Source organism: Cellulosimicrobium sp. NPDC055967 (genome assembly GCF_042269845.1).
Taxonomy (GTDB): domain Bacteria; phylum Actinomycetota; class Actinomycetes; order Actinomycetales; family Cellulomonadaceae; genus Cellulosimicrobium.
Genome location: NZ_JBHJYJ010000021.1, coordinates 19539 through 36004, shown reverse-complemented (window position 1 = coordinate 36004; position 16466 = coordinate 19539). Strand labels below are relative to the sequence as shown.

The following is a 16466-nucleotide window of genomic DNA, read 5'->3' as shown; positions in this document are numbered from 1 at the left end:
TGCGGCGGGCCCTTCGGTCTGCGGAGGATGGGGGATTCGAACCCCCGAGGGCTGTTAACCCAACACGCTTTCCAAGCGTGCGCCATAGGCCACTAGGCGAATCCTCCTGGTGCGACGGCCGACGCGCACGGGGCGCACCGACAGCAGCGCAACGAGGATACCGGACGGCGGCGCCCGGGCCGAATCGCCCCGCGCCCGACCGGGTTTCGGGTGGGGCGCCGACCTGGGCTAGGGTGGGCGCAGACCCCTCGTGCGGCATCATCTCGCCGAACTCCCCCAGGGCCGGAAGGCAGCAAGGGTAGGTGAGCTCTGGTGGGTGTGCGGGGGGTCCTTTGCTGTCTCCGGCCGGGACCCGGCTCGCCGTCACGCCGTCGCGGGTGTGGCGCAGATCTCTCTGACCGAGAGCGAGACGGGTGCCACGGCGGCGCCTGGCGCCCGGTATCTCCCGGTTCCTCCCGACGAATTCTCGCCATGCGACCAATTTCGCGTCCATATGATGGACGATCCGGCCCGGAGATTGGCGCGCGGGGCGTCGGCGTGCTCATGATGTCGGCATGATCCGGAACCACGTCGCCACCACGACCCCGAGCGCAGCGTCCTGCGCCGGCACGTCGTGCTGTCGTGGCGTGCGCACCGGGCGAATGTGCGGCTGCTGACGCCGTCGTGACCCGCAGGGAGACCTGCGCCGCACCTGCCGCGTCGTCCTGACGACGCCGCCCCCGCTCGCCGCGTGGCTGATGGCCCGCCGGAAGCACCCAGAACCCCACCCCTCGCAGGGCCGTCCCTGCACCCCGGCCGTGCCGGTCGCCACCCGTGACCGACGCCGCCGCCACCGGAAGGAACCCCCATGTCGTTCTCGACCACCCGCAAGCGTCTGACCTGGACCGCGATCGCCGCGACGGCCGCCCTCACCCTCACCGCCTGCGGCGGTGGTGACGACACCTCGGGCGGCGTCGCGAGCGGCGACGCCGCGGACCCGATCCGCGTCGGCGTCGTCGGTGCGTCCGACGACAAGTGGGCCGTGTTCCAGGAGCAGGCCGAGGCCGAGGGCATCGAGATCGAGCTCGTCGACCTCCAGGACTACACGCAGGCGAACCCGGCGGTGACGCAGGGGGAGCTCGACGTCAACCAGTTCCAGCACCTGCAGTTCCTCGCGGGCTACAACGTCGACGCGGGCGAGGACCTGACGCCGATCGGCGCGACCGCGGTCTACCCCCTCGGCCTGTACTCCTCCAAGCACACGTCGCTCGAGGAGATCCCCGACGGCGGCCAGGTCGCCGTGCCGAACGACCCGACGAACCTCGCCCGCTCGCTCCTCGTGCTGCAGGAGGCCGGGCTGGTCGAGCTCAAGGACGGCGGGAGCTCGCTCTCGACCGAGATCGACGTGCTCCCGACCTCCAAGGTGACGGTGACGCCGGTCGCGGCGGAGCAGACGCCCATCCAGCTCCAGTCCGTCGACGCGTCGATCATCAACAACGACTTCGTCGAGGATGCGGGCCTCACGCCCGAGGACGCGCTCTTCCAGGACGACCCCGACTCCGACGCCGCCAAGCCCTACATCAACGTCTGGGTCGCGCGGGCGGAGGACAAGGACGACGAGACGCTGCTCAAGCTCGTCGCGATCTCCCACTCGCCGGAGGTCGTCGAGGCGGAGAAGAAGGCCTCGGGCGGCACCGCCGTCATCAAGGAGAACTCGCCCGCCGAGCTCCAGGAGATCCTCGCCGGCATCGAGGACGACATCCGCAACTCCTGATGCCGTCGCTGCGAGGGCGGGCGCGCACGTCGCGTCCGCCCTCGCGCGCCGTCGTGCCCGGGGGAGGACGATGGCAGGCGAGCGGCACACCCCGACAGGCGGCCCCGACGACCCACCTGGTGACCCCAGGCGCACAGGCGGCCCCGGCCCGGAGGCCCGGCCTCCGACGAGAGGAACCGACGTGACCGACGTCCCCCACGACGAGGGCGGTGACGTGCAGCCCGCGATCGAGCTGCGCCACGTGAGCAAGACGTTCGGCGAGGGCGACGCCGTCGTGCACGCCGTCGACGACGTCTCGCTGAGCATCCGCCGCGGCGAGATCTTCGGCGTCATCGGCTACTCGGGCGCCGGGAAGTCGACGCTCGTGCGGCTCGTCAACGCGCTCGAGACGGTGACGAGCGGCGAGGTCGTCGTCGACGGCCAGGTGATCACCGGCCTGTCCGAGCGCCGCGTGCGCGAGGTGCGCTCGCGCATCGGCATGGTGTTCCAGCAGTTCAACCTGCTGTCGTCCCGGACGGTCGCCGGGAACGTGGCCTACCCGCTCAAGGTGGCCGGCTGGCCGCGCGAGAAGCGGGCCGCGCGCGTCGCGGAGCTCCTCGCGTTCGTCGGCCTCGCCGACAAGGCGAAGGCGTACCCGCGCCAGCTCTCGGGCGGGCAGAAGCAGCGCGTCGGCATCGCCCGCGCGCTCGCGGCGCAGCCCACGATCCTCCTCGCCGACGAGGCGACGTCCGCGCTCGACCCCGAGACGACGCGCGAGGTCCTCGCGCTCCTGCGGCGCGTCAACGCCGAGCTCGGCATCACGATCGTCGTCATCACGCACGAGATGGAGGTCGTGCGCTCGACGTGCCACCGCGTCGCGGTGATGGAGCACGGCAAGGTCGTCGAGACGGGCGACGTGTACGACGTCTTCTCCGCGCCGAGCGCCGACGCCGCGCAGCGGTTCGTCGGCACCGCGCTGCACGACCGCCCGTCGCGCGAGACGCTCGCCCGCCTGCGCGAGCGGCACCCGGGCCGGCTCGTCACGGTCGGAGTACGGGAGGGCGCGCACACCGGGTCGGACCTGTTCCGCCTGCTGCGCGAGCACGACGTCGACGGGTCCGTCGTCTACGGCGGCATCTCCGAGGTGGGGGAGCGCCCGTTCGGGTCGCTGACCGTCGAGCTCGACGCCCCGGAGGACCGCATCGCCCCGTTCCTCCTCGCGCTCGCCGAGCGCGCCGACGTCGTGGACCTGGGGACCGCGGCCCAGCCCCTCGACGACCCGCGCGTCGCGCGGCTCGACGCCGACCCGGGCGGCGGGGACGCGCCCGACGACGCGGGCGGCGACCTGGGCGACCCGTACGGGTCCGACCGCGAGACCCTCTTCCGCCACGGCAACCTCGGAGGACGCTGATGAACGGGGACTGGGAGCTCCTGTGGCCGAAGCTGGTCGAGTCGTTCGGGCAGACCCTCCAGATGGTGTCGGTCGCCCTGCTCACGGGCGGGCTCGCGGGCCTCGCGCTCGGCATCGCGCTCTACGTGACCCGGCGCGGCAACCTGCTGGAGAACCGCTGGGTCTTCGGCGTGCTCAACGTGCTCGTGAACATCGTCCGGCCCATCCCGTTCATCATCTTCGTCACGCTGCTCGGCCCCGTGACGCTGCAGGTGGTCGGGACGACGCTCGGCACCGAGGCGTTCATCTTCCCGCTGTCCGTCATGACGGCGTTCGGCACGAGCCGCATCGTCGAGCAGAACCTCGTGGGGATCGACCCGGGCGTCGTCGAGGCGGCGCGGGCGATGGGCGCGTCGTCGTGGCGCATCATCGCGACGGTCCTCGTCCCCGAGGCGCTCGCACCCCTCATCCTCGGGTACACGTTCCTGTTCATCGCGGTGCTCGACATGTCGGCGATCGCCGGGCTCATCGGGGGCGGAGGCCTGGGCGACTTCGCCCTCCGGTTCGGCTACCAGCGCTACAACTGGGGCGTCGTCATCGTCACGGTCCTCATCATGATCGCGATCGTCCAGCTCGCCCAGCTCCTGGGCAACTGGCTGGCCCGCAAGGCGCTGCACCGCTGACCCCCCCCGCCGAGATCGACCCGTACGTCCCCAGATCGACCTCCTGAGGGTCGATCTCGGACGTTCAGGTCGATCTCGCGGCGCTCCGCGTCGACGACGGCGGAGCGGCCTCGTGCCTGTGGGACGCGGCGTCTAGAGTGACGGGGGTGAGCACCGCCCTGTACCGCCGCTACCGGCCCGAGACCTTCGCCGAGGTGATCGGCCAGGACCACGTGACCGCGCCGCTCATGCAGGCGCTGCGCAGCGGTCGGGTGAACCACGCCTACCTCTTCTCCGGCCCGCGCGGCTGCGGCAAGACGACGAGCGCGCGCATCCTCGCGCGCACGCTCAACTGCGCGCAGAACACCCCGGACAACCCGCTCGACACCCCGTGCGGCGTCTGCCCCTCGTGCGTCGAGCTCGCGCGCGGCGGCCCGGGCAGCCTCGACGTCGTCGAGATCGACGCGGCGTCGCACAACGGCGTCGACGACGCCCGCGAGCTCCGCGAGCGCGCCGCGTTCGCCCCGGCGCGCGACCGGTACAAGATCTTCATCCTCGACGAGGCGCACATGGTGACGCCGCAGGGGTTCAACGCGCTGCTCAAGCTCGTCGAGGAGCCGCCCGAGCACGTGAAGTTCGTCTTCGCGACGACGGAGCCGGACAAGGTCATCGGCACCATCCGCTCGCGCACGCACCACTACCCCTTCCGCCTCGTCCCGCCGGACGTGCTCGGGCCCTACCTCGAGGAGCTGTGCGCCGCGGAGGGCGTGACGATCGGCGGCGGCGTCGTCCCGCTCGTCACGCGCGCCGGGGGCGGTTCCGTGCGCGACTCGCTGTCCGTCATGGACCAGCTCATCGCGGGCGCCCAGGACGGCGCCGTGGAGTACGAGCGCGCCGTCGCGCTCCTGGGCTTCACGCACGCGACGCTGCTCGACGACGTCGTGGACGCGCTCGCCGCGCGCGACGGCGCGAGCATCTTCCGCGTCGTGGACCACGTCATCGCCACCGGGCACGAGCCCCGGCGCTTCGTCGAGGACGTCCTGGAACGCCTGCGCGACCTCATCGTCATCGCCGTCTCCGGCGACGAGGCGCAGGCCGTGCTGCGCGACCAGCCCGCCGACCAGCTCGCCCGCATGCGGGCCCAGGCGCAGAACCTCGGCGTCGCCGAGCTCTCGCGCGCGGCCGACCTCGTCAACGCGGCGCTCACCGAGATGACGGGCGCCACCTCGCCGCGACTGCACCTCGAGCTCCTCATGGCGCGGCTGCTCCTGCCCGGGGCCGACGACGGCGCGGCCGGGTTCGCGGCACGCCTCGACCGGCTCGAGCGCGGCGGGCTGGGCACGGTCGCCGTCGCGCCGGCAGCCGTCTCGCCCGGGGCGGGGACGCCCGCCGGCGCCGCGGCCCCGGTGCCCGACGGCGCGGGGCCGGCTCCCGCCGCGGCCGCACCGGCGTCCGGTCTCACCGGCGCAGCCGCCGTGCGCGCCGCCCTGCGCCCCACCCGGTCGACCCCGTCCGCCCCCGCCGTGCAGCCGTCGGCCGGTGCCGCTGCGCCGACCGACGCGCGCCCGTCAACCGAGCCCCGCGCCGCGGCCGTCCCGGCGAGGACCGTCGAGGACGAGCGGGCCTCGGCACCGGCACTCGGCGCCCCGTCGGCACCGGACACCCCGCCCGTACCGCGCGAGGGCGGCGTTCCGTCGGGCATGACCGAGCCCGCGCCCACGGTCGCCGCGCCGCCCGCCCTGCCCACGTCGCCGTCGACCGCGGAGCCCAGCGGCGCCCCGGCGCAGGCGGTGCCGCCGGTCGAGCAGACCGGTACCGCGCGTCGGACCGGCCCGGTCGAGCCGACCGGTCCGGCGGAGCAGGACCACGCGGACGCCGATGCAGTGACGCACGAAGACGCCGCGTCGCCGACGCGCGAGGAGGCGGCGCCGCCCGTGCGTGCCGAGGCGTCCCCCGCAGGGCTGGCAGCAGGCCGTCCGGCGCAGCCGACGGCGAGCGCCCCGTCCGGCGCCGCGAGCCCGGCGTTCACGACCGAGGAGCTCCGGCGGCGCTGGCCCGAGGTGCTGGAGAACCTGCGGGCGAATCCCGTCACGTGGTCGCTGGTCGGCCCGAACGCGCAGGTCGCGGAGCTCGGCCAGGGCGTGCTCTTCCTCGCCTTCCCGTCGCCGGGCCTCGCGCGCACCTTCTCCTCGTCGCGGCACGTCCATGCGGTGCAGGACGTCGTGTATCAGACCCTCGGGCTCCAGGTGCGGGTCGAGGCGCGGCTGGACGAGGGCGGGGCGGCCGGCGCCGGGCGCACCTCGGCACAGGACCCTGCGGCCCCGGCACCCACGGGCCCCGGTCAGGGGCCGGCAGCGCCCGGCCCCGGCGGGACCGGTCGTGAGACCGGCTCCGGAGGGGGCAGCGCGTCCGTGCCACTCGCGACGGTCGGCGCGCCGGGCGGGACCGTGGCGTCCGGCACGGCTGCCTCCCCGACCGCGCTCGCGACGGGCGCGTCCGCGCCGCGCGGCGCCGTCGCGTTGCAGGAGCGACCGGTCGAGACGGACGTCGCCGGCGGCGACGCGGACCCCGGACCGGTGGTCGACGCCGCGGACGAGGCCTGGCTCGCCGGAGCCTCGTCGCCGTCGCCGTCGCCGTCGCCCGAGCCTCGGCTCGACGCCGCCGACGAGGCGTGGCTCGCGGGGGCGCCTGCCGAGCCACCGGCCGATCTCGACGACGGCCCCGAGCCGGAGCCTGTTCTCGACCGCGCCCCGGAGACGCGCGCGGCGCCCGGCGCGCAGACTCCGGCCGCCCGGGCACCGGTCTCGCCCGTGAGCCCTGCACCGGCCACTCCCGCGCTGCCGCCGCGTCCGGAGGCACCCGGCCGCACGGCGTCGGTCGCTCCGGTGGACGCGTCGGGAGCCCCGCTGCGCGGGGTCTCCGCCGCACGCGCGGCCATCGCAGCGGCCACGACGGCCCGCGTCGCCCGACCCGCTGAGGCGCCCGCCCGGCGGGACGCGCCGTCGACGGTCGACCCGATGGACGACCTCCCGTCCGCGGACGACCCCGACATCGTCTCGACCGGTCTGGTCGGGACGGCGCTCGTCGTGAGCCTGCTCGACGGCAAGATCATCGAGGAGATCCAGGACCAGGGCGTCTGACCGTGAGCACGTCGGGACAGGGCGGCCGTCGGTCATGACGGCGGCGGGCCGGGCCCGCGCTGTGGGCCGCGCCCCGTAGGCTGGGGGCGTGTACGAAGGCGCTGTCCAGGACCTGATCGACGAGCTCGGCCGACTCCCCGGCGTCGGGCCCAAGAGCGCGCAGCGCATCGCGTTCCACCTGCTCGCCGCCGACGCCGTCGACGTGCGGCGGCTCGCCGACGCGCTCACCGAGGTGAAGGCGCGCGTGCGCTTCTGCGAGACGTGCGGCAACGTCGCGGAGTCCGAGCAGTGCCGCACCTGCGCGGACCCGCGCCGCTCGCCCGAGGTGATCTGCGTCGTCGAGGAGCCCAAGGACGTGGTCGCGATCGAGCGCACGCGCGAGTTCCGTGGGCGGTACCACGTGCTCGGCGGCGCGATCAACCCGATCGAGAACGTCGGTCCGGGCGACCTGCGGATCGCCGAACTCATGGCGCGCCTCGCCGACGGCCAGGTGACCGAGGTGATCCTCGCGACCGACCCGAACGTCGAGGGCGAGGCCACGGCCACGTACCTCGCGCGCATGCTGGGGCCCATGGGCCTGCGCGTGACCCGCCTCGCGTCCGGGCTGCCGGTCGGGGGAGACTTGGAGTACGCGGACGAGGTGACGCTCGGCCGGGCGTTCGAGGGCCGACGCCTCGTCGGCGGCTGACGAGAAGGGTGGCGAGCATGGGGGAGATCGAGAACGACCCCGACCTGCGGGAGATCGCCGAGGGCATGGCCGCGCAGGCGCGCGCGTTCCTCACCACCGCGACCCAGGTCGCGTCCGGGGCCGCGCCCGGGGCCGTGCTGCCCCTGCTGCTGCTCGCCCTGTCCGACGCGCTCGCCGCGGGCGCGCGCCTCGGGGCCATGGGCGACGTCGTCCCGGTCGAGCGCTTCGAGCCCGACGCCGGCCGCGACACCGACGTGGACCCGCTGCGGACGGCGCTCTCCCAGCTCTTCGACGGGTTCGACGACTACGCCGAGATCACCGACCCGCTCGTGGGCGCCGAGGTCGGCGCCGCGTCCCTGTCGGGAGACCTCGCGTGCGTCGCGGAGTGCCTCGCCAAGGGCCTCCAGCACTACGACGGCGGCCGCGAGCTCGAGGGCCTGTGGTGGTGGCAGTTCTCCTACGTCTCGCTCTGGGGGGAGCGCGCCGCGAGCGCGCTGCGCGTGCTGCAGCTCGCGCTCGCGCACCTGCGCCTCGACGTCGAGGACGACGTCGCGGCCGAGGCCGAGTACGACGCCCTCCAGTCCTGACGCACGTCGCGGTTCGAAGCCTGTCCGGCGGACCGGATGCGCACGGCCGGGACGCAGGACCACCGACCGAGGCGCTGTGGTACCACTAGGGGGTGCTGCCCGCCTTCTCCCTCCCGGTCTCCGGCGGGCTCGAGATCGACGGCCTGACCGTCCTCCTGCTCGTGCTCGCCGCCCTGACGGCGGGGTGGATCGACGCCGTCGTCGGCGGCGGGGGTCTGGTCCAGCTGCCCGCGCTGCTCCTCGTGCCCGGCATCAGCCCGGTCCAGGCGCTCGCGACGAACAAGCTCGCGAGCATCATGGGCACCTCGGTGAGCGCCGCGACGTACTACCGGCGGGTGGGCCCCGACCTCCGGACGGCCGGACCGATGGCGCTCGCGGCGCTGGTCGGTGCCATCGGTGGCGCCGCCCTCGCGTCGCGCATCCCCGCCGAGCTGTTCAAGCCGATCATCCTCGTGGTGCTCGTCGGGGTCGCGGCCTACACGATCGCGAAGCCGAAGCTGGGGCACACGACGAACCTGCGCTGGGAGGGCAACGGCCACCGCTGGGCCGCGGCCGGGATCGGCCTCGTCATCGGCACGTACGACGGCCTGCTGGGCCCGGGCACGGGGACGTTCTTCGTCATCGCGCTCGTGAGCATCCTCGGGTACGCGTTCCTGCCGGCGTCGGCGCTCGCGAAGATCGCGAACTTCGCGACGAACGCGGGCGCGCTGATCTTCTTCGTCCCCTACGGCGCGGTGCTGTGGGGCCTGGGCCTGCTCATGGGTGCGGCGAACCTGCTCGGCGCGTACGTCGGGGCGCGCATGGCCGTGGCCAAGGGCAGCGCGTTCGTCCGCGTCGTGTTCGTCGTCGTGGTGGGGGCGCTCATCCTCAAGCTCGGCTACGACGTCGTCACCGACCTGGGCTCCTGACGCCACGCTGACCAGCGCGGACACGCGCCTGGTGTCATGTGGTGTCGCGATGTTGTCGCGAGGGGTTGCTATGACACCACGAATGGTGCCATGATGGCGTCATGGACCTCACCCCGTATGTCGACGACCTCCAGAACCGCCTCGCCGCCGCCGCGGACGCCGCGGGGGACGACGGCCGCCGGCTCGCCGAGCGGCTGACCGCACCGCTCGACGCGGCCGTGCGGCTCGTCCTGCTCGACGCGCTCTCGGACGCGGCGGGCGAGATCTCCGCGGAGCTCGCGCCCGGCTCGGTCGACGTGCGGCTGCGGGGCGGCGCCCCGGAGTTCGTGGTCGCCGCCCCGGCCCCCGCGGCCCCGGCCACGGCACCCGGCGCGCCGGCGTACGGCGTCGCCCCGGCCCCGGACGCGCTCCCCGGCGTGGCGGTCGCCGACGTCGAGTCCGGCGCCACGACCCGCACGACCCTGCGCCTGCCCGACCACCTCAAGACGCAGGCCGAGACCGCCGCCGCCCGCGACGGCGTCTCCGTCAACACGTGGCTCGTGCGCGCGGTCGCCGCGGCGCTCGAGCAGTCCACCGGGCGCCCGGCCGCGCAGGCCCGCCCGCAGCCGCGCGGCTCCGCCCGCGTCACCGGCTGGGTGCGCTGACCCTCCGGTCCGCACGCCCGCCTCTCCTCCCACCCGCTGACACCACACCGACACCACCGTTGGAGCTCCGTCATGCCCACTTTCCCCGCCTCCCAGCCCGTCCCGGTCGTCGTGGACGTGCCCTTCGCCAACCTGCACGTCGTCGCCGGCGACCGTGACGACGTCGTCGTGACGGTCCTGCCGACGGACCCCGCGAAGTCGGGCAGCGTCCGCGCGGCCCAGGACGTCCGGGTCGACCGCGACGGGGACGCCGTCACGATCCTGTACCCCGGGTCGTGGAAGCAGTTCGTCCTGCCGTTCGCGGCCGGGACCGCCGACATCACGGTCGAGCTCCCCGCCGGCTCCGACCTGCGCGGCAAGGCGGGCACCCTCTACACCGAGGGCTCGCTCGGCGACGTCGACATGACGCTCTCCGTCGCCGACGTCCGGCTCGAGGACGTCGAGCGGCTCGCCCTCAAGGCCTCGGCGGGGTCCGTCGTCGTCGGTCGCGTCGCCGGCACCGCCGACGTCAAGGTCAGCGCCGGCTCTGTGCGCATCAGCGAGATCGCCGGCGACGGGACCATCAAGGCCAGCAACGGCACGACGACGGTCGGCGCCGTCACGGGCACGCTCGCCGTGCAGGGCGCGCACGGCGAGATCGCCGTGAACCGGGTGGTCGGCACCCTCACCGCCAAGTCCGCGCACGGCGGCATCCGGGTCGACCGCCTGGAGTCCGGCAGCGTCACCCTCAGCACGTCGTTCGGCTCGATCGACGTGGGCGTGCCGGAGGGCACCGCCGCGTTCCTCGACGCGAGCTCCGAGCACGGCAGCGTCCGCAACCACCTGACCCCGACCGAGGGGCCCGTCGAGGACGAGGCCACCGCGGAGATCTACGCCAGCACCGGCTTCGGCGACGTCGTCGTCCGCCGACCCTGACCCACGCCTGAGAGAGACGGAGACCTGGACATGTCTGTCGACCAGTCGCTCGCACCCGCGGTGCGGGTCCGAGGCATCGAGAAGTCGTTCGGCGACCTGCACGTGCTGCGCGGGGTCGACCTGGACGTCGCGGCGGGGAGCATCTTCGCGCTGCTGGGGTCCAACGGTGCGGGCAAGACCACGCTCGTGCGCATCTTGTCGACGCTCCTCACGCCCGACGCGGGCGCCGCGAGCGTCCACGGGCACGACGTCGTCGACGAGCCGGGGCCGGTCCGGGAGTCGATCTCCCTGACCGGGCAGTTCGCCGCGGTCGACGAGGTCCTCACGGGCAGGGAGAACCTCGTGCTCGTCGCCCGGCTGCGCCACCTGAAGGACCCCGGACAGGTGGCGGACGACCTGCTCGCCCGCTTCTCCCTGACCGACGCGGGCTCGCGCCGGGCCGGGACCTACTCCGGCGGGATGCGCCGTCGCCTCGACATCGCGATGAGCCTGATCGGCGACCCGCCGGTCATCTTCCTCGACGAGCCGACGACCGGCCTGGACCCCCAGGCGCGCATCGAGGTCTGGGCCACGGTGCGCGAGCTCGCCCAGGGCGGCACGACGGTGCTGCTCACCACGCAGTACCTCGACGAGGCCGAGCAGCTCGCGGACCGGATCGCGATCCTGCACCGCGGCACCATCATCCAGAACGGCACCCTGGCCGAGCTCAAGGCGCTCCTGCCGCCCGCGCAGGTCGAGTACGTCGAGAAGCAGCCGTCCCTGGAGGACGTCTTCCTCACCCTCGTCGGCGAGACCGGCGAGCACCCCGCGACCCCGACGACCGCCGAGGGCACCCAGCCCGCCGGAGAGGAGCTCCGATGACCACGCACGTCCTGGCCGACACCCGTGTCCTGACCGGCCGCTCGCTGCGGCACATCCTGCGCAGCCCGGACACGATCATCACGACCGCCGTCACCCCGATCGCGCTCATGCTGCTGTTCGTCTACGTCCTCGGCGGCGCGATCGACACCGGCGCCGCCGGGTCGTACATCGACTACATGCTGCCCGGCATCCTGCTCATCACCGTCGCGTCGGGCGTCGCGTACACGTCGTACCGGCTGTTCCTCGACCTGCAGGGCGGCATCTTCGAGCGCTTCCAGTCGATGCCCGTCGCGCGGTCCAGCGTCCTGTGGGCGCACGTGCTCACGTCGCTCGTCGCGAACCTCGTCTCGGTGACGATCGTCGTCGGCGTCGCGCTCCTCATGGGGTTCCGCACGGGGGCGTCGGTGGGCGCCTGGCTCGCCGTGCTCGGCATCCTCGTCCTGTTCACGCTCGCCCTGACGTGGCTCGCGGTCGTCGCGGGGCTGTCGGCGAAGACGGTCGACGGCGCCTCGGCGTTCAGCTACCCCCTGATCTTCCTGCCGTTCATCAGCTCCGCGTTCGTCCCCACGGACACCATGCCGGCCCCCGTCGCCTGGTTCGCGGAGAACCAGCCCGTCACCGCGATCGTGAACACCCTGCGCGCGCTGTTCGGTGGCCAGCCCGTCGGCGCCGACATCTGGGTCGCGCTCGCGTGGCTCGTCGGGATCCTCGCCGTCGCGTACGCGTGGGCCGTCGCGATCTACCGGCGCAAGATGCGCTGACCTGCACACAAGAACGGTCCCGGCACGGGTGGAGGCGTGCCGTCCGCACCAGGGGCGTGGCGCGGACGGCGCCCCGTGCCGGGACCGTCTGCCGGTGAGGGGCCGTGGTGCGGCCCCTCACCCGTCTGTGCGGCGCCTGCTAGGCGGAGCGCTCCGGCCGGCCGACCGGGATCACGTCCGGGCCGGCCGTCGCCTGGTCGGCCTCCGTCACCGCGCCGATGTCGTCGCCGTGCACCGGTGCTCCCGGGACGTCGACGTGCGGGGAGTCGGGCGGGGGCGGGGTGACGCTGCCCTCGAGCAGGTCGGGGCGGTCGGCGACCGTCGTGATCCCGCTCGAGGCCTTGTAGCCCTTCTTGCGCAGGGCGCGCGCCCGCTCGCCGGCCGACCGCAGGCGCGGGTTCACGTACTCGTCGATCCCGAAGTTGATGAGCGACAGGGCCATGCCGAGCAGCGCGATGCACAGGCCGGCGGGGACGTACCACCACCAGTAGTCGGGGAACGCGCCGTTCTGCTGAGCCCAGAAGAGGATCGTGCCCCAGTTGAGGTTCGTGATGGGGATGACCCCGATGAAGGCGAGCGTAGTCAGGCCGAGGACCGCCGCGGTCACCGTGCCGACGAAGCTCGACGCGATGATCGCGGTGAGGTTCGGCAGCATCTCGACGGCGATGATGCGGTGGATCGGCTCGCCGTTCGCCCGCGCCGCCTGGATGAAGTCCCGGTTCCGCAGCGACAGGGTCTGCGCCCGCAGGACGCGCGCGCCCCAGGCCCAGCCCGTGATCGCGAGCACCGTGGAGACGAGCAGGAGGCTCGGGTTCTCCTGCTGCGACGCCACGATGATCATGAGCGGAAGGCCCGGGAGCACGAGGAACACGTTCGTGAGCGCCGAGAGCGACTCGCTGCGCCAGCCCGCGATGTACCCGGCGGTCACCCCGACGATCACCGCGACGAGCGTCGCGATGATGCCGGAGACGAACCCGACGACCAGCACGCCCCGCGTGCCGTAGATGATCTGGCTGAGGACGTCCTCGCCCATGTGCGTCGTGCCGAGCAGGTGCTGCGCGGACGGCGGCTGCTTGAGCGCGGTGAAGTCCTTCTCGAGCGGCCCGTAGGGCGCGAGGAGGTCGCCGAAGATCGCGACGAGCGTGAACACGCCGAGGATGATCAGGCCGGTGAGCGACTTGCCGTTGCGGAACATCGCGAACGAGGCCCCGGCGCGGCTCGCGAGGCCGCGTCCGGAGGAGCCGCCCGAGGCGGCTGTCGGGGTCGCGGGCGCGGTGGCCTCGCTCGTCGCGGTCGTGGTGGTGGACGTCATGGCTCAGGCCTCCGTCTGACGCGTGCGCGGGTCGAGGGCGGCGTAGGCGACGTCCGCCAGGATGTTCGCGACGAGGACCGAGAGCGTGATGACGAGGAAGAGTCCCTGCATCAGCGGGTAGTCCTTCGCGTTGGTGGCGTCGAGCAGCAGCTTGCCCACCCCGGGGTAGGAGAAGACGAGCTCCATGACGAGCGTGCCGCCCACGATGAAGCCGAGGGACAGCGCGAAGCTCGAGAGCTGCGGCAGCACCGCGTTGCGCGACGCGTAGCGCGTGAGCACCTTGCGGGGCGGGAGGCCCTTGGCCTGGGCCACCGTCACGTAGTCCTCGTCGAGGACGGTGATCATCATGTTCCGCATCCCGAGCACCCAGCCGCCCAGCGACGCGACGACGATGGTCAGGGCGGGCAGCGTGCCGTGCTGGATCACGTCCCGGGCGAACTCCCACGACCACTCGGGCGACGCGCCCTTGCTGTACGCGTGCGACGCCGGGAACCAGCCGAGCATGCTCGAGAAGACCGCGATGGCGATGAGGCCCATCCAGAAGTACGGGACGGTCGAGAAGAACGTCGAGATGGGCACGATCGCGTCGGCCTTGCTCCCGCGGCGCCAGCCGATGATCGCGCCGAGGCCGCTGCCGAGGAAGAAGCTGAGGATCGTCGCGATACCGACGAGCCCGAGCGTCCACGGCAGGGCGGCGGCGATCACGTCGCCCACGGGGGCGAGCCCCTTGGAGAACGAGCGACCGAGGTCGCCGCTGAGCATGAGGCCCCAGTAGTCGACGTACTGCTGGAAGAGCGACCGGCCGTCGTCGAGCCCGAAGAGGGTGCGCAGCGACTCGGCCGCCTCGGGGCTGATCTTCCCCTGGTTCTTCGCGAGGTACGCGGAGACCGGGTCGCCCTTCATCATGCGGGGCAGGAAGAAGTTGATCGTGATCGCCGCCCAGGCGGTGAACAGGTAGAAGGCGGTGCGGCGGGCGAAGAATCGCAACGGGATCAGCTCCTCGACGATGCGGGGCCGGTGCCGGAGAAGTGGACCTCCGGGTTGGGCGAGGCATCGCGTAGCGCGCGGGTGTAGGGGTGCTGGGGCTCGAGGATCACGTCGTCGGCCGGCCCGTGCTCCACGACCTTGCCGTGGTGCAGGACCATGATCTCGTCGCTGAAGTGGCGCGCGGTCGCCAGGTCGTGCGTGATGTAGAGGACCCCGAGGTTCGCCTCGCGCTGGAGCTCGGCGAGGAGGTTGAGGACGCCGAGGCGGATCGACACGTCGAGCATCGAGACCGGCTCGTCGGCGATGAGCAGCGACGGGCGCGACGCGAGGGCGCGCGCGATCGCGACGCGCTGGCGCTGCCCGCCGGACAGCTCGTGCGGGCGACGGTCCACGACCCCGCCGTCCAGGTGGACGCGGTCGAGGAGCCGGTGCACCTCCGCGTCGACCGCGTCCTTCGGGACCACGTGGTCGAGGCGCAGCGGCCGCTCGAGGTGGTGGCGGATCGTGTGGTACGGGTTGAGCGACGCGAACGGGTCCTGGAAGACCATGCGGATCTGCTGCCGGTAGCGGCGCAGGGCCCGTCCCCGGCGGGGGATGGGGGCGCCGTCGAGCAGGATCTCGCCGGACGTGGCGCGCTCGAGCTGCGTGAGGATCTTCGCGATCGTCGACTTGCCGCTGCCGCTCTGCCCGACGAGCGCGACCGTGCGCCCCGAGGTGAGCGTGAAGCTGACGTCGTCGAGCGCCAGCAGGTCGCCCGAACCCCGGACCTTGTACTTCTTGCTGACGTGCGAGAACTCGAGGGTGGTCATCGGGCCTGGCCTCCTGCGAAGGTCGTGGCCGTGCTCGCGGCCGTGGCCGCGGGCTCCGACCGGCCGCGCACGAACCCGCCCCGCTCGCCGGTGAGGCTCGGGAACGAGCCGAGGAGCGTGCGGGTGTACTCGTGCCGGGCGTGGTGGTAGATGTTCGCCGCGGTGTCGAGCTCGACGATCCGGCCCTGGCGCATGACCGCGATCCGGTCGGAGATCTCGAGCAGCAGCGGGAGGTCGTGCGTGATGAAGATGACCGAGAAGCCGAACTGCTTCCGCAGGTCCGAGATCTGCTGGAGGATCTCGCGCTGCACGAGGACGTCGAGCGCCGTCGTCGGCTCGTCCATGATCATGAGCTGCGGCTTGAGCGCGAGGGCCATGGCGATCATGACGCGCTGGCGCATGCCGCCGGAGAGCTCGTGCGGGTAGGAGCGCAGCCGGTCGCGCCCCACGCCGACGAGGTCGAGGAGCTGGGCGCTCTCCTCGGTCCGCTCGGCCTTGCTCATACGGGGGCGGTGCGTCTCGAACACGTCGCCGAGCTGCTTGCCGACGGTGGCGACCGGGTTGAGCGCGTTCATCGCCCCCTGGAACACCATCGACGCCTTGTCCCAGCGGAACCGGCGCATCGCGTCGTCGTCGAGCGCGTTGAGGTCGACGTCCTCGCCCGACTCGTCGTGGAAGATCGCCGATCCCGAGGGGATGACGGCCGGCGGCTTGAGCAGCCGCTGGATGCCGTACGCGAGCGACGTCTTGCCGCAGCCGGACTCGCCGGCCAGGCCCAGGATCTCCCCGCGGCGCAGCGTGAGGGAGACGTCGCTGACGGCCTCGACGGGCGGGTCGACGTCGTAGACCACGCTGAAGTGCGAGACGGTCAGCAGAGGTTCGGTGTTCACTCGTCCTACCTGTTTCTGTGCGGGGGGCTGGACCGCACCGAGGCCCGGGGGGGGGGGGGCCCGCGGGGGCCGGGGGGGCTGGCCGCCGGGGGGCGGGCGAGGGGGGCGGGGCCCCCCGGGCCGGGCGGTGCCGCCCGGGGCGCGCGCCCGGGCGGGGCGGGCGGGGGGCCGGCCCGGACG

The 16466-nt window shown here is 73.4% G+C and carries 15 protein-coding genes, 1 tRNA gene and 1 other RNA gene; 12 read left to right on the top strand and 5 right to left on the bottom strand.

The window, feature by feature from the left end:
• Positions 1-21: 21 nt before the first annotated feature.
• Positions 22-107 (bottom strand) — tRNA-Ser (locus ACFC2L_RS18885).
• Between the two features lie 132 nt (positions 108-239).
• Here ACFC2L_RS18885 and ffs point away from each other — a divergent pair.
• The 12 genes from ffs (at position 240) to ACFC2L_RS18825 (ending at position 12288) form a co-directional block, all read left to right on the top strand.
• An RNA gene (gene ffs, locus ACFC2L_RS18880) (signal recognition particle sRNA small type) lies at positions 240-336 on the top strand.
• A 511-nt stretch (positions 337-847) separates the two neighbouring features.
• Complete coding sequence (locus tag ACFC2L_RS18875) at positions 848-1753, top strand: MetQ/NlpA family ABC transporter substrate-binding protein (protein WP_375825888.1); 906 nt, start codon at positions 848-850, stop codon at positions 1751-1753.
• Between the two features lie 181 nt (positions 1754-1934).
• Positions 1935-3143: a methionine ABC transporter ATP-binding protein gene (locus ACFC2L_RS18870; protein ID WP_375825887.1), complete on the top strand. Its 1209-nt coding sequence runs from the start codon at positions 1935-1937 to the stop codon at positions 3141-3143.
• Positions 3143-3805 (top strand): methionine ABC transporter permease, encoded by a 663-nt coding sequence (locus tag ACFC2L_RS18865; protein WP_375825886.1) that lies wholly within the window; start codon positions 3143-3145, stop codon positions 3803-3805. The genes ACFC2L_RS18870 and ACFC2L_RS18865 overlap by 1 nt, the downstream gene beginning before the upstream one ends.
• 146 nt (positions 3806-3951) lie before the next feature.
• The gene (locus ACFC2L_RS18860) at positions 3952-6924 is read left to right on the top strand and encodes a DNA polymerase III subunit gamma and tau (RefSeq protein WP_375825885.1); all 2973 of its coding nucleotides are present in this window, start codon (positions 3952-3954) and stop codon (positions 6922-6924) included.
• An 88-nt stretch (positions 6925-7012) separates the two neighbouring features.
• On the top strand, positions 7013-7612 hold the full coding sequence (gene recR, locus ACFC2L_RS18855) for a recombination mediator RecR (protein ID WP_375825884.1): 600 nt from the start codon (positions 7013-7015) through the stop codon (positions 7610-7612).
• Between the two features lie 17 nt (positions 7613-7629).
• The gene (locus ACFC2L_RS18850; RefSeq protein WP_053371787.1) at positions 7630-8199 is read left to right on the top strand and encodes a DUF5063 domain-containing protein; all 570 of its coding nucleotides are present in this window, start codon (positions 7630-7632) and stop codon (positions 8197-8199) included.
• Positions 8200-8291: 92 nt separating this feature from the next.
• Positions 8292-9107 carry a TSUP family transporter gene (locus ACFC2L_RS18845; protein WP_375825883.1) on the top strand — a complete coding sequence of 272 codons (816 nt, stop codon included), beginning with the start codon at positions 8292-8294 and terminating at the stop codon, positions 9105-9107.
• A 101-nt stretch (positions 9108-9208) separates the two neighbouring features.
• Positions 9209-9751 (top strand): histidine kinase, encoded by a 543-nt coding sequence (locus tag ACFC2L_RS18840; protein WP_375825882.1) that lies wholly within the window; start codon positions 9209-9211, stop codon positions 9749-9751.
• Positions 9752-9823: 72 nt separating this feature from the next.
• Positions 9824-10666: a DUF4097 domain-containing protein gene (locus ACFC2L_RS18835; RefSeq protein ID WP_375825881.1), complete on the top strand. Its 843-nt coding sequence runs from the start codon at positions 9824-9826 to the stop codon at positions 10664-10666.
• Positions 10667-10696: 30 nt separating this feature from the next.
• Positions 10697-11527 carry an ABC transporter ATP-binding protein gene (locus tag ACFC2L_RS18830; protein WP_375825879.1) on the top strand — a complete coding sequence of 277 codons (831 nt, stop codon included), beginning with the start codon at positions 10697-10699 and terminating at the stop codon, positions 11525-11527.
• The gene (locus ACFC2L_RS18825) at positions 11524-12288 is read left to right on the top strand and encodes an ABC transporter permease (protein ID WP_375825878.1); all 765 of its coding nucleotides are present in this window, start codon (positions 11524-11526) and stop codon (positions 12286-12288) included. Before ACFC2L_RS18830 ends, ACFC2L_RS18825 begins: the two co-directional genes overlap by 4 nt.
• 139 nt (positions 12289-12427) lie before the next feature.
• On the opposite strand, the gene ACFC2L_RS18820 is transcribed toward ACFC2L_RS18825, so the two are convergent.
• The 4 genes from ACFC2L_RS18820 to ACFC2L_RS18805 are packed head-to-tail and all read right to left on the bottom strand — an operon-like array spanning position 12428 to position 16286.
• Positions 12428-13600: an ABC transporter permease gene (locus ACFC2L_RS18820; RefSeq protein ID WP_375825876.1), complete on the bottom strand. Its 1173-nt coding sequence runs from the start codon at positions 13598-13600 to the stop codon at positions 12428-12430.
• A gap of 3 nt (positions 13601-13603) precedes the next feature.
• A complete protein-coding gene (locus tag ACFC2L_RS18815; protein ID WP_375825875.1) occupies positions 13604-14587 on the bottom strand; it encodes an ABC transporter permease in 984 nt (327 codons plus the stop codon).
• 5 nt (positions 14588-14592) lie between these two features.
• Positions 14593-15396: an ABC transporter ATP-binding protein gene (locus ACFC2L_RS18810; protein ID WP_375825873.1), complete on the bottom strand. Its 804-nt coding sequence runs from the start codon at positions 15394-15396 to the stop codon at positions 14593-14595.
• The gene (locus tag ACFC2L_RS18805) at positions 15393-16286 is read right to left on the bottom strand and encodes an ABC transporter ATP-binding protein (RefSeq protein WP_375825871.1); all 894 of its coding nucleotides are present in this window, start codon (positions 16284-16286) and stop codon (positions 15393-15395) included. Before ACFC2L_RS18805 ends, ACFC2L_RS18810 begins: the two co-directional genes overlap by 4 nt.
• Positions 16287-16466 lie beyond the last annotated feature (180 nt).